The following is a 21,674-nucleotide window of genomic DNA, read 5'->3' on the forward strand; positions in this document are numbered from 1 at the left end:
ATGTGGAAGCGGAGGGAATTAGTATGACGGAGCAAACGAACGGCCGGTTGCCGAAGAATCCAGAGCCACTCTGGAGAGAAGATATGGATATACCAGAGTACACGCCTCTTGAGGAGCATATTGAAACAGATGTTGTCGTTGTTGGGGCAGGGATTACTGGACTTACGTCCGCTTATTTACTAGCGAAAGAAGGCCTGAACGTGACTGTTTTGGAAGCGGGCAGGATATTGAATGGCACAACCGGTCATACGACGGCAAAGATCACCGCCCAGCATGGGCTTATTTATGACGAACTGATTCAAAATGTGGGGCAGAGTCAGGCACGTTTGTACTATGAAGCAAATAAAGAAGCTCTCGATTTTATTAAGGAAACGGTCAATGAAGACAAGATTGAATGCGATTTCAAGGAACAGGATGCGTATCTCTACGCCACAACAGAACGATCTGCCAGTAAAATAGAAAAGGAATATGAAGCATATCAGAAGCTGCGTATCGGTGGGGATCTTGGGGATCAGTTACCCTTCTCCATTCAGGTATCACGAACACTTAGGATGAAAAGCCAAGCCCAGTTTCATCCATTACGTTATCTTTCCCAGCTGGCCGAGCAGGTGAAGAAGAATGGCGGGAACATGTATGAGCAGACAACCGCGGTGAACATTGACAAACAAGACGGAAAGCGGATCGTTCACACCAGGAATGAAAAGCGAGTGACTGCAGACTTTGTGCTTGTTTGCTCTCACTTCCCGTTTTATGAAGGAAGCGCGTTTTACTCGGCCAGGATGTATGCCGATCGTTCGTACATTCTAGGTGTCAAAACGAAACACCCCTATCCAGGCGGCATGTACCTGAGTGTGGATCAGCCCAATCGCTCTCTCCGTTCTGCTCAGCTGCACGGAGAAGAAATCGTGTTAATCGGCGGCGAAAGTCATAAAACCGGTCAAGGAAAAGACACGATGAAACATTATCAGGCATTGGAAAAATTTGGACAAGACGTTTTTGAAATGAAGGACATTGCGTATCGTTGGTCTGCGCAGGATCTGACAACGTTAGATAAGCTTCCGTATATTGGAGAATTATCACCGGGTGAAGACCGTGTCCTTATCGCAACCGGCTTTCGAAAATGGGGAATGACAAACGGAACCGCGGCAGCACTTATGTTTCGAGACTTAGTGCTTGGAAAGAAAAGTCCGTATGTAGAAGTGTTTTCACCTTCGCGATTCAACGTGCATCCAAGTTTGAAGAACTTTCTCGTAGAAAACGGGGATGTCGCCAAGCATTTAATGAAAGGAAAACTTGATGTGCCGGACCGTCGTCCCGAAGACGTGGCGAAGGGAGAAGGAAAAATTGTCTCTATAAAAGGTCACCGTAAAGGCGCTTACCGCGATGAAAACGGTGAATTATTTGTTGTGGACACTACTTGCACTCATGTCGGCTGCGAAGTGGAGTGGAACAGTGGCGACTGTACGTGGGATTGTCCTTGTCACGGTTCCCGTTTCTCTTATAAAGGAGACGTGATTGAGGGACCGGCTGAGAAACCACTTCAGCAGCATGACCACACGATATTTGACAACTTTACTTCGGAAGACTCTGGGTACTAAAATCTTTTAGTTAAACAAACGTTTGATTGAAAGAAGGAAGGCGGTACACTTTTGCTAAAAAGAAAGGGCATTTCCTCGCATAGACGGAGAAGTCACTCCCCTCTCGTGCTCTTTTTGTTTAACGTATAGCAGCCCATTTGGTATGCTCATCGTAGAAACGTTTTTCGTAAACAAAGGGGATGAGACGATGAAAACAGTGAGACTGCCCGATGGCAAACACGTTCCGCAGCTTGGCCAAGGGACATGGCATATGGGAGAGAACCCGCACACTAGAACGCAGGAAGTGAAAGCACTCCAGCTCGGCATCGAACGAGGAATGACACTGATTGACACGGCAGAGATGTACGCGGATGGTGAAGCGGAGCGTGTAACAGGTGAAGCCATACAAGGGCGAAGAGATGATATTTTTCTCGTTTCGAAAGTATATCCATTTAATGCCGGACTTTCGACTATTGAACAAGCATGCGAAAACAGCCTGAAACGCCTGCAAACCGATTATTTAGACCTTTATTTACTGCATTGGCGGGGTGGTGTACCGCTCTCTGAAACGATTGAGGGCATGGAAAAACTACAAGCAGCTGGGAAAATTAAACGTTGGGGTGTATCCAATTTAGATAGGGACGATATGGAAGAGCTATGGAAAGCATCGGGAAGTGAAGGATGTGCGGTGAACCAAGTACTTTACCACTTAGGCTCCCGTGGTATTGAGTATGACTTGCTGCCGTGGCAGGAAGAACATAGTATACCGATTATGGCTTACTGCCCGCTCGCCCAAGGAGGCAAACTGCGCAGTCAATTAATAAACGATCCGACCATTGCCGAAATAGCGGAAGAACATCAGGCGACATCATTACAAATCGCACTTGCTTGGACAATGCGTCAACACAACGTCATCTCGATACCGAAAGCGGTTCAAGAACAACACGTGATAGATAATGCAGAAGCAGCAGCAATTACACTTACGAAAGATGAACTTAGTAAACTAGACAGAGCCTTTCCGCCGCCACAGCGCAAACTGCCACTTGATATTGTGTGAAAAGCAAGGCACATAACAAGATAGATATTAGCGACGTCGTACCTGGTCGTAATGACGTCGCTACATTAAAAGGCAGCAAACGTTTGCCTCCAGCGAATAAGATATATGAGAATCCAACCAAATGGTCGGGTTCTTTTTTGTAGGTAAAAAAGAGTGTTTTCAACCAGTAACAATAAATCGAAGGTTAAGTATTGGTGTTCTGGGTATATACAATACACGATTCCATTAAATAAAAAAGCGAGGTTGAGCATCGATGAATATCTTATTAACATCAGGCGCCAGACGAATAGATTTTGTAAATTTTTTCCGAGATGAACTAACAAAAGCCGGTAAAAAAGGGAAAGTGATCGTTGCAGACCCAGATCCAAATGCCCCTTCCCTTCAAGCGGCAGATGAAGGCTATGTTATTCCTCACCAAACCGATTCTCGTTATATCGAAGCAGTTGACAACCTTTGCAGAGAACAGGAGATCGATTGCCTTGTTCCATTAAACGACTGGGAAGTACCTAAAATTGCCGCGCATAAACGAGAATTAGAAAAACAAGGTGTAGCGGTGTTTGCACCAGATCCTAACATCGTTCAAAAAGTCCGTGATAAAGGAAAGTACAGAGAGCTTCTAGGAAGCATGGGCATTAAAGCACCTCTTTCTTATTTTACGGTAGAATCAGCAGAAGAGGCGTTAAAAAAAGAAGAAGTTCGTTTTCCATTAATCGTCAAACCGCGTAATGGCTCGGCATCCGTCGGTATTGAAATCGTCGATAGTGTAGAGGACATGGCTTTTGCCTATAAGCATGCGATCAAAACGATTAAAGAAACACCGCTTGACGATGCGACGTCCAAGGAGGCGGAAGAGAACGTCATTATCCAGGAAGTGATAGAAGGTGAAAAATACAGTCTCGATATGTTTAACGATTTGAACGGACGCTTTGTTACGTCTCTCACTTTGAAACAACTAGAAATGAGGGGCGGTGATGTAGATAAGTGTATATCCGTACGAATACCTGAGTTATTAGACATGGGAAGGAAAATGGGTGAAGGACTCAAGCATGTTGGTTATATGAACGCAGATGTATTTTACGACGGGACCGACTACTATGTCATTGATATTAATCCCCGATTTGGCGGGAGCTACGCCTTTTCCCATGCTGCAGGGGCTAATATTCCAGCTGCATATATCGCGATGACTGCCGGAGAAGCACTAAAAGCAGAGTGGCTGACGGACGAGCCCGATATCGAATTGGCACGTCATGATACGGTCGTTAGCATTCATAAAGAGAAGGTTAAGGACGCTCTCTTGTCCCCGGCTCGACACTCTTAATCTTTTTATAAATAGATGTTTACTTTCAGCGGCCGACAGGAAAAAGTTTTGACAGGATATTAAAAGTAGGAGGGGAAACAATGGGTGATCCAATCCCACTTTTAAAAGATTTAATTGAAATAGACAGTTCAACAAAAGAAGGAGCAAATAAGGCCGTAGCGTTTTGCGAAAAATGGTTAAAGAAGCATAACGTCCCTGTAAAGAAACTACACAATAATGGGTATGATATGCTGGTTTCTGAGATGGGGGAAGGCGACAAGACGATCGTCTTAAACGGCCATGTTGATGTCGTCGATGGAAAAGAAGAACAGTTCCACCCTTATGAAAAAGAGGGTAAGCTTTATGGGCGCGGCTCTGCCGATATGAAAGCAGGAGTGGCTGCAATGATGGAAACGATGAATCAAGTAAAGGATCAGGATATGCACAACCGTATTCAGCTGCAGATTGTGCCCGATGAAGAAACAGGAGGCGTCAACGGGACAAGGTATCTAGCAGAGCAAGGGTACTTGGGCGATTTTGTGATTTGCGGTGAACCTACAGACATGGGCATTGGCATTCAGTCGAAGGGCGTACTGCAGCTCGATTTTGATATTCGCGGAAAAGCCGCGCACGGCAGCCGTCCGTGGGAAGGACAAAATGCGATCAAAAAAGCATATGAGCTCTATGAAGAAATATTGGAACTTCCTTTTGCGCAGGAAACAGACCGTCCTATGTTTGACAAGCCTTCTATTAACTTAGCAACACTTACAGGCGGGACGGTTTACAATAAAGTACCAGAAAGTTGTAAAATGTCGATCGATATCCGGTACCTGCCGGAGCAGTCACCAGAGAAGATCCAAAAACAAATCAAAGAATTAACGGACGGAGACGGGGATGTACACCTTCATACGTGCCACAACCCGGTAAAAACAAAAGCAGATAACCCTTACGTGGAAGCATTAGCAGATGCTATTACGAAGAATACCCAACTGGAAAGAGTTAATATTTTCGGCCAGCATGGTTCATCGGACGGTCAATATTTCACAAAGTACGGGAAGCCTGCTGTTGAATTTGGACCATTTGGAGCCAATTGGCACGGTGACAATGAACTAGTCTATATAAATACCGTCAAGTCCTACTATGAGGTTATCGCTGATTTCGTCCTCGATTTCGCTCATGTCCAAGACAAGCTAGCAGAAAATATATAGAGACACCAAGAGCCGGAAGCCGCCAGAGGTTTCCGGCTCTCATGTTGGAGTTGACAAGCTAAAAGACCAGGCTCTCGGTTACAGAGAGAGCCTGGTCTTTGAGGTACGCGTGTTTGATAGAAGGCACTTTATGATGCTTTGACCCAGTAAGCTGCTTCATTTTCGGAAGGAGTTGGTGGAAACTGATCCCCTTCATTAATTTCAATTTCGGTATTATCCTGGCTGGCAGAACCGCCATTTACAAGTTTGTCCACTTTATACGTGCCGCTTTCCGGTGCTTTTTCTCCAGTTTTAAAATGTTCTTTTGCCATAGTGATATACCTCCTTTATTGTTGGTTCACAGATGATATTCCCACCGTAAAGGACGTCTAAACAATATTAAAAGAATTTCATCGATAATAAAATTAATAATGAAGTGTTCTGTGACCAACATCCTGTTGGCTTGAGGAGGCCCAAGACATGCTTTTTTAATGAGGAAGGAGTGCTTTTTCTTTTTTGCGTAATTGCGGACGCTGCCATTGCAGTTTAGCCTTGAGAAATAGCACGATTTCGTATAACAAAAAGAGTAGGACAATCCACGGTCCGACTGCCAACACGAAATTACGGACAGTAATCAAAAGGGCACCGTCATTAATAGTAAAGCGTGCGGTGAACGCATAGAGCATACCGAATGTAAAGTTCCGGGACCACTGGGAAACGTCATATACGGCGAGTGCTTGCTTGAAACCGAACCTATTAATGCGAAAGACAGCCCGTGCGGCCTCTATAGCCTCTACGATTAGAAACCAGGCGATTACCCACACCCACAACATTAACATTACCGTATAAGGAAACGCTCCGGTCGTAGCAGTTGCAAGTCCAGTGATTGAAATAGCACCGTGCAAAATACAATTTGTGTTTTTCCAGTCATCCATAGATTCCCAGTGCCGTACGATGAAGTACCTTCTGACAATGAGATAAAAGCCAATGATATACAATATAAGTCCAAAGCTGATCAGCACAGCATTTCCCCATGAAGGGAGAATACGGTTAAAAATATTAAATAGCAGCAGTACAATGGATTGTGTACTAACCGTCGCGAGAAGCAGAACGCCGTGTACATTATTTTTTGCTTTCGTTCGAAAGATTACGGGGTAGGCACGTAAAACGAGTGCTATGTACCAAACGTAAAGAAGAACATTCAGTGTTCCCATTACATAAGGGAAAAATCCCAAATGTAAGGAAAACGTGTGTATCACATTGCCTAACACGGAAGTACCTGCAACCCAAGTGCCGATCGCAAAAAGATGAATTTCGTTTGGCAGATGCCTTTTTTGAAACGTACGGTCTACTAGCGTTGCGGCAACGGAGAAGACGATGAACAACCAGACAGCTGCTAAGATAAAGGTAAAGGGTTTCCCGTAAGCAAAAAGCAAAGGGAACTGCTGCATCGCACTGTACAAGAAAATACCGATTGCCATGATGATCGCACCGGCAGGCGTGGCAGCCGGCTCTTTTTTTAAAAAAAAGAAGCGAAACAAGCCACAAATAATAAACGTAAGCCCAAACCATAACAAGTTAATCATTAAGGAGACCTCCAAGGCGGCAGGGGTATACTATTATTGTACTACCTTTTTTCAATAAAAAGAAACCACCCTTAGGGAACGAAGCCCCTAAGGGTGGACGTTTAATACTAAGGGAAGGTTTAGTAGCCGCCGTAACCTGCTCCGTATCCGCCGCCCCAAGCAGCACCAACGATGATCAAGAGGATAAACAACACAACGATCAAGGCAAAGCCTCCGCCGTATCCGCCTGCGTAACTCATTATAGCATCTCTCCTTTTGAATTAGTTTTCAGTGATGTCCACTGACAATATATCTATATGTCGTTGTCAGCAGAATGGGAAAGGAAGAGCGCCTATTTTTTTATGTTTGGAGGCCGCTCATTTCTGAGGGCCGGCCAATCACACTTTTTGAGCTATAAAATCCGCTTTTAGATATTAGAAAAAGCACCTTAGGGATTGTCCTGAATTGTCTCTAATTTCCAGGTCTGTTTTTGATCAGTTTCATAAATGCCCAGAGTGACGTCGTCAATGTCAGGATCTTCTAACACTTTGTTCACGACTCGGTCTTTGATATCATCCGCTTCATCTAAGGTTAAGCCTTTTTTCAGCTCAACGTAACATTCCACATGATACTGTCTCCCTTCTTGAAGGATGCGCATTTTTTTAATATCTTCTACGTCTTGATCACTTAAAATCACGTCGGCGACTCGGTTCTCTATTTTTTTCGGGGCTGCTACACCGATTAAGCCAATTGTGTTTTCATAGCCGACTTTAAGGGCGATTCCGATTAAAAGCAAGCCGATTAAAAGTGTACCTGCTCCGTCAAGAAACAGCATGCCTGTAAAGTGCGCCAAGAGAACAAAGATTAAGGCAAGCAGCGTCCCGAATGTGGCAATAATATCCTCATAAAAAACAAGACGTGTCGGCGGTGCGGCGTAGCGAACATTTTTTATCGCTGCCGGGATCATCTGCCACCCTTTTGCCTCCGAGCGGGATTCCTTGACAATTTCTTTAATCACTTTTATTAAAACGAAACCATCTGTGAGAACAGCAATGGATAAAATAGTCACATTGAGCCAAAAATTAGTAGAAGGCTGTGGGTTCCAAAGTAATTCCCATCCTTTTAAAATCGATTCATAAGCCATAATCGCGACGACCATGACGGCTACGAGTACAAATAAATTTACGACCCTTCCGAAGCCGGCGGGGAAACGTTTAGTAGGTTCTTTTTCGGCAATTGCGCTTCCAAAGAAGACTAAACCTTGGTTCGTCGTGTCTGCGGCTGAGTGCAAAGTGGTCGCAAACATTGTACCGCTTCCGCTTAAAGCGGCAGCTACACCTTTTACAACAGCGAGCAGTAAATTACCTAATGCAGCAGTGCCGGAGGATTTATTTCCTTGTTTAAGAAATTGAATTATGCCCATGATTTTTTGTCACCCTTTGGCTTTTTTTCGAACAACGAAGATACTGTTAACTTGCCCCTAAATAGCGTTCTTTATGAGAATTTTTCAGTAACTTGAAACTTAAATTTTCATTTAACGTCCATAATAGTAAGGAAAATCAGTTTTGAAAGGAGGTTTTTGCATTGGAAAGAAAAAGTATTTATGCTATTAGCGTTATAGCGACAGGATTAGTAGTGGCAGCTTTTGCTTATATTTTTTTAAGCAATCAGTCTTCTCCAGAAGCGATACAAGCTAGTGCACCGGCTGCCGTACAGAGCGGCACATTACTTGTCGGAGGAGAGGGGAAGCTTGATGTACCCCCCGACTTGGCAATCATTCGCTTAGGTGCAGAAGCACAGGATCAATCTGCTGAAAAAGCGCAGCAGGCCGTCAGTAAAAAAATGAAAGGAGTTCAAAAGCTCCTACACGATTATGGAATCAAAGAAGAGAACATCAAAACGGTTCGTATCGGTGTACATCCGTACCAAAGTAATCAAGAAGACAAGGAAAAATTTCGTGCCCAACACATTCTAGAGATTCAATTTGAAGATATGGAAAAAGTCGGGGAATTGTTAGATGACGCTGCTGCTGCCGGAGCCAACCGCATTGAGCAGGTAAGTTTTACGTTGCGAGATGCTTCGACAGCAGAAGAGCAGGCGCTTCAGCAAGCAATTAAAAGTACAAAGTCGAAAGCAGCTGCGATGGCTAAAAGTGCCGGTAGATCTGTAGGGGAGATCATTCAGATTTCAGAAAGAGGCACACAAGCCGGGATTCCCATGCAGTCTTATCAAAGAGAAGAATTGGCAACACAGGATTCTAGCAATGGTACAAGCGTATCACCAGGAGAAATCAAAATAAGACAGCAAGTCGACGTTGTTTATGAACTAAAGTAGTCGTAAAAAGAGAGCTGGTAGAAAAAAACCAAAAACTCAGTTGACAACTAGGATATTATTTATTACACTATAGAAAATTGCATACACTTTTATCAAGAGCGGTGGAGGAACCTGGTCCTATGAGCCCGCGGCAACCATTTATATGTTTATAAAAAAGGTGCCCATTCCAGCAGACTTATGTCTGAAAGATAAAAGGTGGAAACTTATACGTTAACCCCTTTTTCTTTTCAGGAAAAGGGGTTTTATTAATTGGTAGGAACTAAGGAGGTCATAAGAATGCCATCAGACATGTGCAGGGGAAAAGCTAAAAACAGTAATACGTGTAGCGAGTCGGAAAGACTGGTTTTTCAAAAAAAATTTACAATGAAAACACACTAAACTTATCAAATTTATATAAATATAGGGAGTTGGAGATGGATGAGTTCTTACGGAATATGGACGATTAGTTTTGCTTTAATCTATACACTTGCTTTGATCATAGCGGGGAACGTTGCGAAACGAAAAGCAACTCGTGGGGATGGTTATTTTGTCGGAGGGAGGAATTTCCGCTGGTGGACGGTAGCCTTTTGTATTACTGGTTTGTTTTCTGGGTCTACGTACATATCAATCGTTGAGTTATCTTACTTGACCGGAATTTCGGCGGTCTGGTACGGGGTCGCAGAAACACTTCAAGTTTTAATTATTGCGCTTCTCATTATAAAACCATTTCGAAGAAGAATGTTAACGACAGTATCTGGATTAATTGGTGACCGTTACGGACGCAGCGCAAAAGCGTTGGCGGGTGCCATTACGGCATTTGCATTTCCAATGTGGTCAGTGGCGACAGCCATCGCTTTTGCCTCCGCTTTTCACGTATTTACCGGAGTGTCGCTGTCCATTTCAGTCGCGTTTACTGCGCTTTTATTATTTTTATATCTGCAAGCCGGTGGAATGTGGTCGGTTGCTTTTACGCAAACGATGAATTCCGTCGTATTCGCACTTATGTTTATAGTAGGAGCTATTGCCTTTTTCATTAACCCAGGCATCTCCGGTCTTCAAGAACTGGCTGTCGAACGTCCTGAAATGTTTGAATGGGGTGGGGCAGGACTGCAAGTGATACTCGCATGGTTCGGCACTTTCCTGGTCAACGTTATTTTAGCCCAAGCCGCGTTTCAGATGGCGTTGTCAGCACGGACGCCGGAAGAAGGCCAAAAAGGGCTGTTGGTCGCAGAAATCATGGGTCTGCCTTTCATTTTTTTCGGAGTAATCTTTGGCTTGTCAGCAGCTGTCGTGGTGCCTGACGCAGGTCTTGGTTTAGTAGCACTTCCTGAATATTTAATGACTGTGCTGCCGGCACCGCTTGTTGGATTGTTCTTCCTTGGTATTTGGGCCTGCGCGTTAGGATGGGGCGCACCGTGTCAGTTTTCCGGCGCGACGAGCTTAGGTAAAGACGTCGGGAGTGCTTTGTTTCCGCTGGCAGACCCAGAACGGTTAGTCACATACACAAAAGTCTCGCTCTTATTATTGACGGGATTGATGATTGTGTTCGGGACGCTGCGCACGGAACAATCGGCATGGTGGAACGTGCTTGCCTGGACCATCCGCAACTCGGCTACCTTTGCTCCGGTCGTCGCAGCGCTGTTCTGGCCGCTCGTGACTCGAAGTGCTGTCGTCGCTTCTCTGGGGACCGGTTTTTTCTCAGGATTACTTTGGTATCACCTGGGTGGGTGGGCGCCTGACCACTTCTACTTAAACATCCATCCGGTGTGGGTTGGAATGTCTGTCAATATCGTGACTATTGTGTCGGTGACGGTACTGACGACTTTTGGGACATGGAGCATTCAAACGAAACAGGCGGCCGTTAAAGGATACAGCTTTTTAGGAGCGGGGGTCATTCTAACTTATACCAGTATCGCCTATTTTGATATCCTTCACAGACAAGGGTTGTTCGGACTGTTTGCGTTTGCGGCGATTATCGCATTTTTCATCACTACCCTCCTGTTTGTGAAAGAGAAAAATACCTCATCTTTAGAAACAGCAAGAAGCGCATAGTTTCTCAAAAAAAACCAAGGCACCCGCAGAGAGTGCACTTGGTTTTATTTTTGACTGAATAAGATTTGCACGCCAATAATGGTGAACAAGGTTCCTTCGATAACATTCATACGTTTCGCTATTTTAGGGTTGTTCATGAAGAGCCGTCCCGCCTTATTCGCAATGACGCTAATGGTGGAGAAGATGAAGAGAGCTTGCAACAAAAAGAGCAGTCCTAATAGAATCATTTGCAAGGCAATTGGCATGCCGGCTTCATTTGTGAACTGTGGTAAAAGTGCCAAAAAGAATAAGGACACTTTAGGGTTGAGCAAATTCATCACGATTCCTTTTTTATAAAGCGCGCTATATTGCATGGTTGGACGTGATTCGATGGTGGCCGCCGCTTGATTCCGGGTACGGAATGCTTGCCAGGCGAGATACAGTAAGTAGGCGGCGCCGGCGTATTTGACGATAGTAAAAGCAAGTGTTGACTGATAAATTAGTGCCGAAATCCCTAACGCGGCAGCACTGATATGGACAAGCAGTCCGGAACAGAGACCGAGTGCCGTAACGATACCCGCTTTTTTATCTTGAGAAATACTTTGGGCAATTACAAATAAAATGTCAGGGCCGGGCGCAAGTGTCAGAGCGATGGCTGTGCCTAAAAATGCAAAAATAATGACTAGATCCACACGATTCCCCTCTTTTCTGTGCAAGTTTGGTTTTAATTGAAAAGGCTTCTTTAAACGGGGGCATCTTTCTGAAGAAACTGCTGTACGAAGGTACTGAACTGCTCAACAGACTCTTTTGGGAAGCGCTGTACACGGCGGGCTGCCCAGAGAGGACGCTGAATGTGAATGCCGCTCACTTTCACTTCGGCAAGTAATCCTGCCTGCAATTCCTGGCGGACCGCGAGCCGTGACACAAACCCGTAGCCGAGACCGGACAGGACAGCGCTTTTGATCGCCTGCGTCGTGCTTAACTCAAGAACGTCTGTCACTTTTTCTAGCGGTACTTTCTCCCTTATATGATTTTCAATAATACGGCGGGTTGCGGAGTTTTCTTCGCGGCGAATCAGTCGTTCTTCAAGGAGGTCTTTCGGAACGATACGCTGTTGAGATGCCCATTTATGGCCAGGTGCTGTAATCAACACAATATTGTCATATGTAATAATTTTTTTATCTAGGTCAAGGGTTGTGATATCTCCTTCGACAAAGGCAAGATCAATGGCTCGTTCCTCGAGGGCAGAAAGGACACTCGGCGTATTGCTGATCGATAATTGGATCCGCTGAGCAGGATGATCATGCTGAAAGGCACTGATTATCTCTGACAATACATATTCACCAAGCGTATAAGAGGAGCCGATTTTTAACGTTTGTGACCCTGGATTGCGCTCCTGTTCCAAGACTTCCTTCGATTCTTCGTATTCTTGAACGATGGTGCTGGCATAGTAGTATAGCTTTTTTCCGGCAGGAGTGAGTAGGAGAGGAGTATGGTGACGCTCAAAAAGCAGGGTGGAATAATGATCCTCTAGCTGCTTCATTTTCTTGGTAGCGGCCGGCTGCGAAAGAAATGCTCGTTTGGCCGCGCCGCTTATGCTTTTTTCTTCAACTGCGTAACAAAATAGCTGAAACGTTTGGATATTCATTGGATCCGTCCTCATCTACATTTGGAAAAACATATTGATTCCCATCACGATGACAACTACTGCTAACAACCGTGTGATAGTCGCACCTTTCATCTTTTTCGAGAGTATAGCCCCGACTTGTGCACCAATCAGGACACCAATTCCGCTCATGGCAACAACCTGCCAATCAACTGCGCCATCAACAATGGATGGAATAAGGCCGATAAGTGAGTATAAAGCGAGTGAGAACATCGAAGTAGCAGTGGCTGATTTAATCGGCAGGCTGAAACCATACACTAAAATCGGTACGAGCAGCCAGCCGCCGCCAATCCCGAAAAAAGACGAGACAACTCCAAGTAAGCCGCCGACCGCGATGAGTTTCCATGTTTTTACCGTTTCCTCGTCTAACTCTGGCATCAGGGTCATTTCCCCAGCTGCTTCTGCCGTGGCAGCTGTTTCAGCCTGTGTATTCGCTTGTTTTTGTTTTGGTTTCTTTAGAGTTAAGAATAAACCAAGACCGATTAGAAGACAAGCGAACAGTGCATAAAAGACAGCTTCCGGACTGTACGTAACGAGCCATTTTCCTAGAAAAGTAGCCGGCGCTGCTCCGAGGGACAGCAACAGACCCGTCCGGATTAACACGCGGCGCTGTTTCATAAGCATTGGCATCCCCGATACGGCATTAATGAAGACAACGGCAAGCCCGGTCGCCGCCGCTGCTTCCGGGCTAATTTGATAAAAGGTTAAAAGCGCCGGTACGAATAAAAAGCCGCCTCCCGCTCCAATAATTGTCCCGTAGGCGCTGGCCACAAAGCCTAATAAAATAAGAGCCAAAAAAAGCATGTAAAATACCTCCTCTTATCCTCATTTATATCATGAAAAACACGGATCAGAAGGGAAAGCAGCCATTTAGAATAGCATATAACAGATTGTTATCAGACAAGCTTTGCGCTTCAAGCAAGGAATAAACAGGAAAAGGAAAATCTCAGAAGGTTGTCTTCTGAGATTGGTGAGTAAAGGGGGTATTTAATTTTGGCTTATTTATATCTCTGGTGAATATTATTCTTTTTGTAAGTGGCACTCTGGAATTCGTGCAGCTCAAAGGAGAGAGCGAGGTAGCGCTTTTCAAAAAGAGCGGCAAAGTGGTCCGTCATAACTTCGAAAATGGCGTCGCACACTTTTTTCTTATCCGCTTCGCTGCGGCCGCCACCAATCTTCAGCTGGCCATGAACAAAGGCATCATCTTCTGACCCGTCAGCTGTTACATAATCATGAAGCTCGATTGCCCGCGAACGAATACCACCAACTGGGAATGTACCACCTTGTGCAATAATCGCGTCATTAATCTTTTTTAAGAGAGAGGAGATGTCTCCTTCCTCTTTTAGGTTATCGGTATACTCTATCGTTACATGAGGCATATGAATTCCTCCTTATCAATCAAGCATATTTATTAAGACTTTTGGAAAACTCCGTCACTGACAATATGATTCTTCAGGGAGCCGAGCCCCTCAATTTCCGTAATGACTTCGTCCCCAGCGTTTACGCCAGTAGTCCCTTTCGGAGTGCCAGTCAGGATGATATCGTTCTCATTTAATGTCATGAATCCGCTCAAGTACTCAATTAAGCCTGGTACGGTAAAAATCATGTCTTTCGTGCTGCCTTCTTGCGTGACTTCCCCATTAACAATCGTACGGAGAGAGAGATTCATCGGATCTTCAATATCGTCGCGGTCCACGAGCCACGGTCCGATCGGTGTGCAAGTGTCGCGGTTTTTTACACGAAGATTAGGTCGGTAATAGTTTTCCAAGTAGTCCCGGATCGCATAGTCGTTCGAAATGGTATACCCTTTGACATACTTATAGGCGTCTTCTTTTTTAACATTTTTTGCTGTTTTCCCGATGACGACACCTAACTCACATTCATAGTGCATAAAGGTTACTTCATCAGGGCGCTTGGTAGAAGCGTTATGGCCGATAAATGTATTTGGCCCCTTCAAAAAGGCAAGCGGCTCTTTCGGAGCACTGAAGGAAAGCTCCTTCGCGTGGTCTGCATAATTTAATCCTAAAGCAAATACAGTCTGAGGCTGAACAGGCGGCAGCCATTCCACCTCTTGTTCGGAAAATACGCGTCCGTCTGTTAATTTCACTTTTCCATTGTATTCAAATGCGTCGTGGACAGCACCGCCCACAGCTACACGTGCTCGTTTCATTGCATTTCCTCCTCGTATCTGTGTGTTGTTGTACGATCTTATCTATCTTATCCCTGCTTGTCGGAGAGTACTTTGTTCTCGAGAGCGCCAATTTCATCGATTTCCACTTTAACTTTGTCGCCGTCTTTCACGAGCGGTGGGTTTTCTGGAGTGCCGACCAAGAGAACGTCTCCTGGATAGAAAGTCATAAACTCCGTAACGTCTGCAATCAGCTGCTTTACATCCCGGACTAGGTTTTTGGTAGATGCCGTCTGCTTCAGCTCATTATTAACGTATACGCGAAGCTCGAGATCATCAGGGTTGGATACTTGGTCTTTTTGTACAACCCAAGGTCCGATCGGGCAAAAACCGTCGCGGGCTTTTTGTTTAATGGCTGGGCGATGCACGCTTTCATGCGGGATACTGATGTCATTCACTACCGTATAGCCTTCCACATAATCGAGCGCTGACTCGGCGTTCACCTGGGTTGCTGTTTTTCCGAAAACGACAGCCAGTGCAGCTCCTGCTTGTAATTCTTTTTCCTCTGCAGGCAAAGGAATGACGGATTGATGCGGGGAGAGGGTATTAATCGGTTTAATGTATAAGACGGGTGCTTTGGGCGGCTCTTTATAAGGGTCCTCGTGGAGCTGATCACCGAGCTTGTCTAATTCACCTTTATAATTCAACGCCGCGCCGTAAACAGTGCCGGAAACTGGGACACGCCAGTGCAGCTCATCAGCTTGATGTGTGTTATTTTTTACTGTTACCTCATTGGCGGCAGCATTCACTTCTATGGCAGCCGGCTGGTACAAATCGTTAAACAGTGCTTTTGCTTTAACCATATTTTTCGTACAACTCCTTTGCGGTTGGTTGGATGGATGGAACATTTTATATATGTTATTGTATATGATTTACATAGTTGTTTCAATAAAGGCATATTGGTTCCAAACAAAAAAACCCGTACTTAACAAGGAAGCACAGGTTCCGGTTACTATTATACCCGGTTTTGGTAAGCCGTCAGTGTATTGAGTTTATGTTGGCGAGTAAACGACTCAATTTTCTCTGCGGAAGCTTTATCTTTAATAAGCTCGATGAGTTGAGCATGTTCCTTTACCGATTCTGGGGCACGCATCGGGAAAAACGAGAAACCTGATTTTCTTACCGTATCGAGCCGTCCCCACGATTGTTCGATGTTTTGAATAAGTAATTTATTCGGGCAGCGGGAATAAATTGCGAAATGGAACTTTTTATTTAGGTCACTAAACGTATTTAGATCATATTTCATTAACGCTTCATTCATCTCATTGTTAATCGTCTCGAGCACTTCAATATCCGCTTCCTTCATATGAGGAACGCTGAGGTTGGTGGCATAGCCTTCGAGAACCCCTAACAGCTCAAGTGTCTCTTTATACACTTTTTCATCGAATGAAAGGACGACAGCACCGGCATTTGGCTTATACTCAATCAGTTGGTCTGCTTCAAGGCGGCGAATGGCCTCTCTCACAGGAATGTGGCTGGATCCCACCTCCTTTGCAATTTGGTCCAAAATAATCCGTTGACCAGGTGCATAAGTGCCGTCTAAAATACGAGCACGGATAACATTATAGGCGTGTTTGCTTTTGTTTAATTTTTTCTGTGTCATAACTCACATTATATATGATTTCATATATAATTACAACTTCCTCCCTTACATAGTATGTGGATAGGCCCCTTTAAATAATTCGAGCAGCCGTTGTGCGGACTTAGTCAAATAGTGATCCTTATTCCAGATAATCCCTAATTCAGCGGCAATGTTGGCATCCTCCAACTCGAGGACACGAATTTGCTCATTTGGGAATCCGTATAAAGTAGATTTAGGCACGATCGTAGCTCCCACCCCAGCTGCTGCCAAAGAGATCAGCATGGACGCATCAGGGCATTCACAAATGACTTGCGGTTCAAAACCGTGGTTGCGGCATTCACTGACAATCAATTCAAATTGGCCCGTTCCGCTGATCCGATGAAGGAGCATGAGTGGCAGTTCCTTAAGCTCTTTCATCGATATTCGTTGAATATCAGGAGCGAAAGTTGGCCACTCAACCGGTGTAACAAGCACATATGGTTCCGAGGGGAGGCGTAGAATCGAGAACTTCTCCAAGTCAACCGGCAGTCGGACAAGCGCCAATTCAATATCCCGGTTTATCACTCTTTCAGCTAAAAAAGAAGTATCTCCTTCACGGAGTTGATACGCAATTTGCGGGTGCAGGCTGCGCAGCCTTTTCAGTTGTTCGGGGAGATAAGAAAAACAAGATTTATTGGAGCCGATGGACAGGGTACCACGTATTCCTTGCTTTGTCTCCTGTACTTCCAAGACTGTGTCTTCCAGCTCCTGCAAAATTTTTTTTGCTTTCTTATATAAGACACGCCCCGGCTCAGTAAGCACAAGGGAGCGACCCTCCCTTTCAAAAAGCTCACTTCCCAATTCTTTTTCGATATTTTTAATTTGCTGGCTGAGAGGAGGTTGAGCCATATGCAGTTTTTTTGCTGCTTTTGTCACTTGTCCTTCCTCAGCAACAACACAGAAATAACGCAACTGTTTAATATCCATTGACTGTTAACTCCTTTCCCCTTTTATAATATACGAAAAAAGTATAATTAATCAATTATTTTTATATTTTTCATATGAATTTAAACGTGATATATTGGGTATAGAAAGTTTTTAGACAATTGAATATATAAAATCATATATTTTTTAAATCACAAAGTAAGCGTTAACAAAAGTAGGAGGAATGTATACATGAGTACCGATCGACTTACAGACGTTAGTGAAGCAGGAAAAAAGGTAATTTCTTCCATCTCAGACATTAAACTTTACATTGATGGTGCTTTTGTGGATGCAGAAAGTAAAGAACAATTTGATAATATCAGCCCCTATACGAATGAAAAAATCAATTCCGTTGCCTCTGGTGACAAAGCGGATGTTGACAAAGCCGTCAAGGCAGCAAGAAAAGCATTCAAAGGGGAATGGGGAAGCTTGAAGCTGAAAGACCGCCTTGCTTATATCTACAAGATTGCTGATCTAATTGATGAGCACATTGAAGAAATTGCGCCGCTCGAGTCTTATGACACCGGGCTTCCAATCAGCCAAACGAGAAAAATGGTAGCGCGCGCAGCTAATAACTTCCGCTTTTACGCTGAAATGGTTTCTGCCCGCCTTGTTGGCGAAGTGTACCAGGTAGATGATGAGTTCTTAAACTACACCGTGCAGTCACCGGTAGGGATTGCAGGACTCATTACACCTTGGAACGCGCCATTTATGCTTGAAACATGGAAGATCGCACCGGCTCTCGCGACAGGGAACACGGTTGTTCTCAAGCCGGCTGAATGGTCACCGCTGACAGCAAACCGTCTTGCTGAGATCATCGACAAAGCAGGACTACCAGACGGTGTCTTCAACGTTGTTCACGGTTATGGTGAAACCGCTGGAGCGTCACTCGTTGCGAACCCGGATGTAGAGTTAATTTCCTTTACAGGAGAGACAACAACTGGTTCGGAAATTATGAAAAACGGTGCAGATTCCTTAAAACGCTTCTCGATGGAGTTGGGCGGAAAGTCACCGATCATCGTGTTTGAAGATGCGGATTTAGACCGTGCACTTGACGCAGCAACATGGGGTATTTTCTCCTTCAACGGAGAACGCTGTACGGCTAACTCTAGATTGTACCTTCATGAAAGCATTGCTGATTCTTTCATTGAAAAGCTGAAAGATCGAGTCGAGAATATCGTCGTCGGTGATCCAATGAAAAATGAAACTCAAGTCGGCCCGCTCATTCACCGCAATCATTTTGAGAATGTGAAGAGCTATCTTGAAATCGCAAGAGAAGAAGGCTGTGAAGTTGTAAGCGGCCATATTCCAGAAGAGCTAAGCCGTGGCAACTATGTAGCACCGACTATGTTATTGAATGCGGACAACAAAATGCGTGTCGTCCAGGAGGAAATTTTCGGCCCGGTTATTGCTGTAATGACCTTTAAAGACGAAGAAGAAGTGATTGAAAAAGCAAATGATGTTCGTTATGGCCTTGCTGGTTATGTTTGGACAAATGACATTAAACGCGGTCATCGGGTAGCGCAGGCGGTTGAGTCTGGAATGCTATGGGTAAATGCACAGAACGTACGCGACCTTCGCACACCGTTTGGCGGTTCCAAGCACAGTGGAATCGGACGGGAAGGCGGACATTACGCGTTTGAATTTTATACCGAGACAAAGATTATCCACGTAGCTATCGGCGATCATCACATCCCGCAGTTTGGAAAGAAATAAATTTTTAATTAAACGAGGAGGAGATTTACATGCCAGCTAAAACTGGAGCTGAATACAAAGAGAGAATTCGTAATGCGAAAAATAACGTTTATATTCACGGGGAGCGCGTCGAAGATCCAACGACGCATCCTGGCTTTAAAAATGTAATCAACTCAATGGCTAACCTTTATGACCTTCAATATGAACAACCAGAAAAAATGCTATACACGTCACCAACCAGTGGCGACAAAGTAGGGATGACATTCCTTCGCCCGGAATCCATTGATGATTTAGTGAAGAGAAGAGAAGCAATTCAAGCTTGGGCACGCACTTCCGGAGGTATGATGGGACGCTCCCCAGACTACTTGAACGCAGAAGTGATGGCAATGGGAGTGGCAAATGACCTGTTTGCTGAAGATGATCCAATGTTTGCGGAAAACGCGAAAAACTACTATGAATATGCACGTGAGAATGATATCAGCTTAACACACACTCTTATTCACCCGCAGGTGAACCGCCAGAAGGCTCAGCATGAACAGAAAGACGCTAACGTTGCGCTTCACCTCGTTGAGAAGAAATCAGACGGGATTATTGTAGACGGCGCTCGACTGTTAGCGACACAAGGTGGTATTACGGACGAAATTCTTGTATTCCCATCGACAGTAAAACAAGCCGGAGAACTTGATGACCCGTATTCACTTGCCTTCGTATTACCAAACAACACACCAGGCTTGAAATATATCAGCCGTGAGTCCTTTGATTATGGTAAAAACGAATGGGATCACCCAATGAGTAGCCGCTTTGAAGAGGGAGACGCCATTGTATACTTTGACAATGTGTTTGTTCCTTGGGAGAAAGTATTTGTATGCGGGAACTCCTCTATCTGTAACCGTACGTTCCGCGATACAAACGCCGTTGTACACATGTCACATCAAGTGATCTCAAAAAACGTTGTAAAAACTGAATTTATGCTTGGGATTATCTTAAGCATAATGGATGCAATAGGCATTGATAAGTTTCAGCATGTCCAAGATAAAGGTACGGAAGTTATGCTTATATTGGAAACAATGAAATCTCACTTGTTCCGCGCTGAACAGAACGCGAAGCTCGATAAGTGGGGCACAATGACACCTGATTTTGAAGCGCTGAATGCAGCGAGAAACTGGTACCCAAGAATCTATCCGCGCATTGTGGAGATCTTAAGAATTCTCGGTGCATCCGGCTTGATGGGAATACCAACAGAAGCAGACTTCACAAACGAAGAGCTTGGCCCTATTGTGAATAGAGCATTGCAAGCGAAGAACCTTGAGGGTTACGAAAGAGTACAGCTATTCCGTCTTGCTTGGGACGTAACGATGAGCGCATTCGGAAGTCGTCAAATGCATTATGAATACTACTTCTTTGGCGATCCAATCAAAATGGGCATGACGTACTTTGAAGGTTTTGATAAAGAACCATATAAAAATTATGTCAAAGATTTCTTAAACCAAGTTAAATCAAACAAACCAGACTATTCCAAACTATAAAACTGTAAATAACAAGGAGGGTAACACATGAATTTTGATATCATTCGTACAGGACGTGCCGTATTACACGTGACTGATTTAGAAAAGTCCCGGGAATTTTATGATGCCCTTGGTTTTATCGAAACAGAATCCGACAGCGAAAACATTTTCTATCGCAGCATTGAGGATCATAACCATCACTGCTTATGGCTGAAGAAAAAGCCAGAAGCCGCTGTGGAGGCGATCAGCTATAAGGTTGCGTCTGAAAAAGACCTTGATGAGCTAGAAACTCATTTCAAAAATGAAGGAAATGAAGTAAAATGGATGGAGAAGGGCACCCAAAAAGCGATTGGACGGACATTGCGTGTTCAAGACCTTTCCGGATTGCCTGTAGAGTTTTACGCAGAAATGGATCAGGCGGAGCGTATGCTTCAGAAGTTCCATCTTCATAAAGGGGCAAAGGTTCAGCGTATTGACCACTTTAACTGTGCGGTGCCAGATGTAGAGAAAGCATACGATTACTATACGAAAGAACTAGGATTTGCCTGCTCTGAGTATACAGCAAATGAAGAAGATCGTATTTGGGCTGCTTGGCTGCATCGTAAACCGAGCGTTCACGACGTTGCCTTTATGAACAGCAAAGGACCGCGTCTTCACCATATTGGCTTCTGGTTGAAAGATCCGCTTTCCTTGATTGATGCTTGTGATGTATTGGCTTCAATGGGACTCGGCAAGTCAATTGAACGTGGACCTGGCCGTCACGGACTTTCAAATGCATTTTTCCTTTACTTGAGAGATCCGGATGGTCACCGTATCGAGCTTTATAATGGGGACTACTTGACAAGCGACCCAGACTTCAACCCAATTCGTTGGGATCTCGATGATCCAATGCGCCAGACTTTTTGGGGGCATGAAGCACCGGATAGCTGGTTTGAAGAAGCTTCTGAAGTTCTCGACGTTAAAACAGGCGAGAAAGTTAAACTCTCCGAACCTACCCTGGCTAAGCGTAAACCAAATTTTGTAATTTAATTTACTAAAGGCGGAGTGA

The 21,674-nt window shown here is 44.6% G+C and carries 21 protein-coding genes and 1 riboswitch; of the genes, 9 read left to right on the plus strand and 12 right to left on the minus strand.

All coding sequences use genetic code 11. The features are described from left to right. The first annotated feature begins 23 nt into the window (after nt 1–23). From LOR49_RS11215 to LOR49_RS11230, 4 genes are all read left to right on the plus strand, one after another. Nucleotides 24–1,598: an FAD-dependent oxidoreductase gene (locus LOR49_RS11215; protein WP_240376790.1), complete on the plus strand. Its 1,575-nt coding sequence runs from the start codon at nt 24–26 to the stop codon at nt 1,596–1,598. A gap of 187 nt (nt 1,599–1,785) precedes the next feature. Continuing rightward, nucleotides 1,786–2,634, plus strand: a complete 849-nt coding sequence (locus LOR49_RS11220; protein ID WP_240376791.1) for an aldo/keto reductase — start codon at nt 1,786–1,788, stop codon at nt 2,632–2,634. A gap of 253 nt (nt 2,635–2,887) precedes the next feature. Continuing rightward, nucleotides 2,888–3,952 (plus strand): ATP-grasp domain-containing protein, encoded by a 1,065-nt coding sequence (locus LOR49_RS11225; protein ID WP_240376792.1) that lies wholly within the window; start codon nt 2,888–2,890, stop codon nt 3,950–3,952. Between the two features lie 80 nt (nt 3,953–4,032). Continuing rightward, entirely contained in the window at nt 4,033–5,139 is a 1,107-nt protein-coding gene (locus LOR49_RS11230; protein WP_240376793.1) for a M20 family metallopeptidase, read from the plus strand. Nucleotides 5,140–5,267: 128 nt separating this feature from the next. On the opposite strand, the gene LOR49_RS11235 is transcribed toward LOR49_RS11230, so the two are convergent. The 4 genes from LOR49_RS11235 to LOR49_RS11250 form a co-directional block, all read right to left on the minus strand. Further along, complete coding sequence (locus tag LOR49_RS11235; RefSeq protein WP_240376794.1) at nt 5,268–5,450, minus strand: YjzC family protein; 183 nt, start codon at nt 5,448–5,450, stop codon at nt 5,268–5,270. Between the two features lie 156 nt (nt 5,451–5,606). Continuing rightward, nucleotides 5,607–6,704: a TDT family transporter gene (locus tag LOR49_RS11240; RefSeq protein ID WP_240376795.1), complete on the minus strand. Its 1,098-nt coding sequence runs from the start codon at nt 6,702–6,704 to the stop codon at nt 5,607–5,609. Nucleotides 6,705–6,823: 119 nt separating this feature from the next. Beyond that, nucleotides 6,824–6,943: a YjcZ family sporulation protein gene (locus LOR49_RS11245; protein ID WP_240376796.1), complete on the minus strand. Its 120-nt coding sequence runs from the start codon at nt 6,941–6,943 to the stop codon at nt 6,824–6,826. A gap of 188 nt (nt 6,944–7,131) precedes the next feature. After that, on the minus strand, nt 7,132–8,106 hold the full coding sequence (locus LOR49_RS11250; RefSeq protein WP_240376797.1) for a cation diffusion facilitator family transporter: 975 nt from the start codon (nt 8,104–8,106) through the stop codon (nt 7,132–7,134). A gap of 161 nt (nt 8,107–8,267) precedes the next feature. Here LOR49_RS11250 and LOR49_RS11255 point away from each other — a divergent pair, with 161 nt between their 5' ends. Further along, complete coding sequence (locus LOR49_RS11255; RefSeq protein WP_240376798.1) at nt 8,268–9,017, plus strand: SIMPL domain-containing protein; 750 nt, start codon at nt 8,268–8,270, stop codon at nt 9,015–9,017. Between the two features lie 86 nt (nt 9,018–9,103). After that, nucleotides 9,104–9,212: riboswitch (SAM riboswitch) on the plus strand. A 222-nt stretch (nt 9,213–9,434) separates the two neighbouring features. Continuing rightward, the gene (locus LOR49_RS11260) at nt 9,435–11,048 is read left to right on the plus strand and encodes a sodium:solute symporter family protein (protein ID WP_240376799.1); all 1,614 of its coding nucleotides are present in this window, start codon (nt 9,435–9,437) and stop codon (nt 11,046–11,048) included. Between the two features lie 44 nt (nt 11,049–11,092). Here the strand turns inward: LOR49_RS11260 and LOR49_RS11265 are convergent, their stop codons facing one another. From LOR49_RS11265 to LOR49_RS11300, 8 genes are all read right to left on the minus strand, one after another. Further along, nucleotides 11,093–11,719, minus strand: coding sequence for a LysE family translocator (locus LOR49_RS11265; protein ID WP_240376800.1), 627 nt, complete (start codon nt 11,717–11,719; stop codon nt 11,093–11,095). A gap of 50 nt (nt 11,720–11,769) precedes the next feature. Continuing rightward, the gene (locus tag LOR49_RS11270; RefSeq protein WP_240376801.1) at nt 11,770–12,675 is read right to left on the minus strand and encodes a LysR family transcriptional regulator; all 906 of its coding nucleotides are present in this window, start codon (nt 12,673–12,675) and stop codon (nt 11,770–11,772) included. A 15-nt stretch (nt 12,676–12,690) separates the two neighbouring features. Further along, complete coding sequence (locus LOR49_RS11275; protein WP_240376802.1) at nt 12,691–13,497, minus strand: sulfite exporter TauE/SafE family protein; 807 nt, start codon at nt 13,495–13,497, stop codon at nt 12,691–12,693. A 194-nt stretch (nt 13,498–13,691) separates the two neighbouring features. Continuing rightward, nucleotides 13,692–14,072 carry a 5-carboxymethyl-2-hydroxymuconate Delta-isomerase gene (locus LOR49_RS11280; protein WP_240376803.1) on the minus strand — a complete coding sequence of 127 codons (381 nt, stop codon included), beginning with the start codon at nt 14,070–14,072 and terminating at the stop codon, nt 13,692–13,694. Nucleotides 14,073–14,104: 32 nt separating this feature from the next. Continuing rightward, the gene (locus LOR49_RS11285) at nt 14,105–14,863 is read right to left on the minus strand and encodes a fumarylacetoacetate hydrolase family protein (protein ID WP_240376804.1); all 759 of its coding nucleotides are present in this window, start codon (nt 14,861–14,863) and stop codon (nt 14,105–14,107) included. Between the two features lie 47 nt (nt 14,864–14,910). After that, nucleotides 14,911–15,684 (minus strand): fumarylacetoacetate hydrolase family protein, encoded by a 774-nt coding sequence (locus LOR49_RS11290; protein WP_240376805.1) that lies wholly within the window; start codon nt 15,682–15,684, stop codon nt 14,911–14,913. A gap of 152 nt (nt 15,685–15,836) precedes the next feature. Then, entirely contained in the window at nt 15,837–16,484 is a 648-nt protein-coding gene (locus LOR49_RS11295) for a GntR family transcriptional regulator (protein WP_240376806.1), read from the minus strand. A gap of 45 nt (nt 16,485–16,529) precedes the next feature. Next, nucleotides 16,530–17,429 carry a LysR family transcriptional regulator gene (locus tag LOR49_RS11300; protein WP_240376807.1) on the minus strand — a complete coding sequence of 300 codons (900 nt, stop codon included), beginning with the start codon at nt 17,427–17,429 and terminating at the stop codon, nt 16,530–16,532. 189 nt (nt 17,430–17,618) lie between these two features. Between LOR49_RS11300 and hpaE the strand changes: the two genes are divergently transcribed. The 3 genes from hpaE to hpaD are packed head-to-tail and all read left to right on the plus strand — an operon-like array spanning nt 17,619 to nt 21,655. After that, nucleotides 17,619–19,142: a 5-carboxymethyl-2-hydroxymuconate semialdehyde dehydrogenase gene (gene hpaE, locus LOR49_RS11305; protein ID WP_240376808.1), complete on the plus strand. Its 1,524-nt coding sequence runs from the start codon at nt 17,619–17,621 to the stop codon at nt 19,140–19,142. 29 nt (nt 19,143–19,171) lie between these two features. Next, entirely contained in the window at nt 19,172–20,647 is a 1,476-nt protein-coding gene (gene hpaB, locus LOR49_RS11310) for a 4-hydroxyphenylacetate 3-monooxygenase, oxygenase component (RefSeq protein WP_240376809.1), read from the plus strand. 27 nt (nt 20,648–20,674) lie between these two features. Continuing rightward, nucleotides 20,675–21,655, plus strand: a complete 981-nt coding sequence (gene hpaD / locus LOR49_RS11315; RefSeq protein WP_240376810.1) for a 3,4-dihydroxyphenylacetate 2,3-dioxygenase — start codon at nt 20,675–20,677, stop codon at nt 21,653–21,655. The last annotated feature ends 19 nt before the right edge of the window (nt 21,656–21,674 follow it).

Origin of the sequence: Bacillus piscicola, from assembly GCF_022458745.1 — a bacterium.
Classification (GTDB): Bacteria; Bacillota; Bacilli; order Bacillales; family Marinococcaceae; genus Alteribacillus_A; species Alteribacillus_A piscicola.

Excerpts from the sequence above, each read along its gene's own strand:
- LOR49_RS11215 (WP_240376790.1), top strand. The coding sequence starts at position 24 with ATGACGGAGCAAACGAACGGCCGGTTGCCGAAGAATCCAGAGCCACTC.
- LOR49_RS11220 (WP_240376791.1), top strand. The coding sequence starts at position 1,786 with ATGAAAACAGTGAGACTGCCCGATGGCAAACACGTTCCGCAGCTTGGC.
- LOR49_RS11225 (WP_240376792.1), top strand. The coding sequence starts at position 2,888 with ATGAATATCTTATTAACATCAGGCGCCAGACGAATAGATTTTGTAAAT.
- LOR49_RS11230 (WP_240376793.1), top strand. The coding sequence starts at position 4,033 with ATGGGTGATCCAATCCCACTTTTAAAAGATTTAATTGAAATAGACAGT.
- LOR49_RS11235 (WP_240376794.1), bottom strand. The coding sequence starts at position 5,450 with ATGGCAAAAGAACATTTTAAAACTGGAGAAAAAGCACCGGAAAGCGGC.
- LOR49_RS11240 (WP_240376795.1), bottom strand. The coding sequence starts at position 6,704 with ATGATTAACTTGTTATGGTTTGGGCTTACGTTTATTATTTGTGGCTTG.
- LOR49_RS11245 (WP_240376796.1), bottom strand. The coding sequence starts at position 6,943 with ATGAGTTACGCAGGCGGATACGGCGGAGGCTTTGCCTTGATCGTTGTG.
- LOR49_RS11250 (WP_240376797.1), bottom strand. The coding sequence starts at position 8,106 with ATGGGCATAATTCAATTTCTTAAACAAGGAAATAAATCCTCCGGCACT.
- LOR49_RS11260 (WP_240376799.1), top strand. The coding sequence starts at position 9,435 with ATGAGTTCTTACGGAATATGGACGATTAGTTTTGCTTTAATCTATACA.
- LOR49_RS11270 (WP_240376801.1), bottom strand. The coding sequence starts at position 12,675 with ATGAATATCCAAACGTTTCAGCTATTTTGTTACGCAGTTGAAGAAAAA.
- LOR49_RS11275 (WP_240376802.1), bottom strand. The coding sequence starts at position 13,497 with ATGCTTTTTTTGGCTCTTATTTTATTAGGCTTTGTGGCCAGCGCCTAC.
- LOR49_RS11280 (WP_240376803.1), bottom strand. The coding sequence starts at position 14,072 with ATGCCTCATGTAACGATAGAGTATACCGATAACCTAAAAGAGGAAGGA.
- LOR49_RS11285 (WP_240376804.1), bottom strand. The coding sequence starts at position 14,863 with ATGAAACGAGCACGTGTAGCTGTGGGCGGTGCTGTCCACGACGCATTT.
- LOR49_RS11290 (WP_240376805.1), bottom strand. The coding sequence starts at position 15,684 with ATGGTTAAAGCAAAAGCACTGTTTAACGATTTGTACCAGCCGGCTGCC.
- LOR49_RS11295 (WP_240376806.1), bottom strand. The coding sequence starts at position 16,484 with ATGACACAGAAAAAATTAAACAAAAGCAAACACGCCTATAATGTTATC.
- LOR49_RS11300 (WP_240376807.1), bottom strand. The coding sequence starts at position 17,429 with ATGGATATTAAACAGTTGCGTTATTTCTGTGTTGTTGCTGAGGAAGGA.
- hpaE (WP_240376808.1), top strand. The coding sequence starts at position 17,619 with ATGAGTACCGATCGACTTACAGACGTTAGTGAAGCAGGAAAAAAGGTA.
- hpaB (WP_240376809.1), top strand. The coding sequence starts at position 19,172 with ATGCCAGCTAAAACTGGAGCTGAATACAAAGAGAGAATTCGTAATGCG.
- hpaD (WP_240376810.1), top strand. The coding sequence starts at position 20,675 with ATGAATTTTGATATCATTCGTACAGGACGTGCCGTATTACACGTGACT.